Origin of the sequence: Catellatospora aurea (assembly GCF_042663325.1) — a bacterium.
Classification (GTDB): domain Bacteria; phylum Actinomycetota; class Actinomycetes; order Mycobacteriales; family Micromonosporaceae; genus Catellatospora; species Catellatospora aurea.
Genome location: NZ_JBHTAC010000098.1, coordinates 1 through 2312, shown reverse-complemented (window position 1 = coordinate 2312; position 2312 = coordinate 1). Strand labels below are relative to the sequence as shown.

Genomic DNA, 2312 nt, shown 5'->3' with positions numbered 1-2312 from the left:
TGCGCTACGCCGAGACGCTGCCGCCTGCCCACTCACCCTCAAGTTTTCGGACTAGGCAGGTGCCCTTCCGCTACCCATGGCGATAAGAAGGTGCCCTTCCTTCAGGCGAGGCGGGCGGCGAGGCGGGCTGCGCCGAGTTCGCCGGGGCCGGCGAGCACCGTCGCGGTGGCGGGCAGGCGGCGGGCGAGGCGGTGGATGACCGCCGCGCGGACCGGGGCGGAGCCCGTCAGGACGCTGCCGGCCAGGACGACGGGTCCGTCGGTGTGGACCTCGGCGAGGCAGTCGGCCAGGTGGTCGGCGGCGCGGTCGACGATGGCGAGGGCTTGCGGATCGCCCTGCTCGGCGGCCTCGGAGACCAGCGGTGCGAGCCGGGAGAGGTGCCGGGGCGGCTGGGCGTGCAGGGCGCCGATCAGGTCGTCGGCGGCCTGGCGGGACGGGGCGGCGGGGATCGTGCCGAGCACGGTCTCGGCGACGCTGCGGGTCAGCGGGCCGTCGGGGACGCGGGTGTACAGCTCACGGGCGGTCAGCGCGGCCGCCTCGCGGCCGAGCCAGAAGCCGGAGCCGAGGTCGCCGAGCAGCCAGCCGATGCCGTCGGCGGTGGTGGTCATGAGCCCGTCCTCGATCCGGGCGGCGATCGCCCCCGTCCCCGAGATGAGCACGGTGCCGCACGGTTCAAGCGTTCCGGCCGCGTAGGCGACCTCGACGTCGCCGACCGGCCGCACCGGGACCGTCAGCCCGAGCGCGGCGAAGGCGTCCGAGAACGCGTCGGCGACCACCGGGTCGGCGAAGCGGCCGGTCCCGGCGATGCCCATCACGGCCGAGCGCACCTCACGCGGGTCCAGCCCGGACAGTGCCGCCCGCACGGCGGAAGCGACCGAGGTCACGGCGTCGGCGAGCGGCACCGAGACCGGGTTGCCGGCACCCGCGCGGCCGAAGCCGGCGCGGGCGCCGTCGAGCGTGGTGATCAGCGCCCGCGACGACGTGCCGCCGACGTCGAGGCCGAGGACGAGTGTCACGGGCGCTGATCCTTTCACTTCATGCCGAACCTGGGAACCCGCTCAGCAGCGGCCCAGGTCCTCCCACTGCTGGGTCCAGCCGGGCTCGCTGCCCTGCGTCCACCAGCGGGCCCGCCACAGGTGCACGCCGTCGCCGGACTTCGGGCCGCCGGGGTTGCCGTTGGCGCTGCGCTCCCACTTGACCTGGTTGCCGCCGAGGTACACGCCGCTGATGTTCCACAGCGGCGCGTTGGCGCAGCCCGTGCCGCCGGTCGGCGGGGCCGACGGGGACGGCGACGTGCTCGGCGGGACCGACGGCGAGGCCGACGGCGGCGTGCTCGGGCCGGTGCTCGGCGACGCGGTCGGGCAGGTGCCGCCCGCGCCCACGCTGTCGGTGTGGCTGACGCCCTGCGCCCGGTACGAGGCGACGCGGGCGTTGGCCTGCGCCGGGGTGAGCACCTCGTTCTGCGTGTACAGCAGGTAGTCGACCTGCTGGCGGTAGGTGGCCATGCCGCCGGTGTGCGCGGCCGAGTCGATGAACCACAGGTTGAAGTTGATCGACATGTTCGTCTCGGGGTAGTAGATGCCGCTGTGGTCGGCGACCAACGTCCCGTCGATGTAGTACTTCACGTGCCCGGCCGAGACCGTGAACACCAGGTCGTGCCAGCCCGCGTAGGACTGCCGCTGCTCACCGTGGGCGTTGACGGCCTCCCACGGGTCGGGGCGGTAGGTCTCCCAGGTGGTCTCGTACATGATGTTCGACGGCTCGCCCCAGCCGCCGTTGGGCAGGTACTCGAAGTCGATCTCGCCGTAGTTCGGGTCCATCGGGGCGGCCAGCGGGGTGATGGTGAAGAAGGTCTCCACCAGGTGGTCGCCGTCGTTGCCGGAGACCGGCGCGTCGGTGAACTTGACCCGCGAGGCATACGTGCCCTCGAAGAACTTCTGCTGGTGCAGGAACTCCGCCTGGCTGGTGCCGCCGGCCGTGCCGTCGGTGGACGCCTGCAACTGCAGGGACTTCGCGCCGTCCACGGTCGGGAACGAGACGTTGGACGCCGGCCAGGACGCGCCCGGGATGCCGGGCCCGCCGGAGTTGGTGCGCACCGACCAGCCGCGCTGGTTGATCAGCGGGTCGGCCGGGCCGCTGTAGCTGAAGTCGTCGAACAGGGCGTTGCAGACGGCCGCCGAGGCGACCGCGGTGGTGCCCGCGGTCAGCGCGACGAGCGTTCCGGCCGCCAGGGCCGTCACGGTCGCGCCGATGGCGGCGACGAGCGGACGTTTCCGGAGGGGCATTGTTCTCTCCTTTCGGGGTGGCGGACT

Annotated in this window: 2 protein-coding genes; both read right to left on the bottom strand. The window is 73.2% G+C overall.

All coding sequences use genetic code 11. From position 1 onward, the window contains the following. Positions 1-101 precede the first annotated feature (101 nt). Positions 102-1016 carry an N-acetylglucosamine kinase gene (locus ACFQO7_RS37650; RefSeq protein WP_376810878.1) on the bottom strand — a complete coding sequence of 305 codons (915 nt, stop codon included), beginning with the start codon at positions 1014-1016 and terminating at the stop codon, positions 102-104. 42 nt (positions 1017-1058) lie between these two features. Continuing rightward, on the bottom strand, positions 1059-2285 hold the full coding sequence (locus ACFQO7_RS37645) for a family 16 glycosylhydrolase (protein ID WP_376810877.1): 1227 nt from the start codon (positions 2283-2285) through the stop codon (positions 1059-1061). Between the last annotated feature and the right edge of the window lie 27 nt (positions 2286-2312).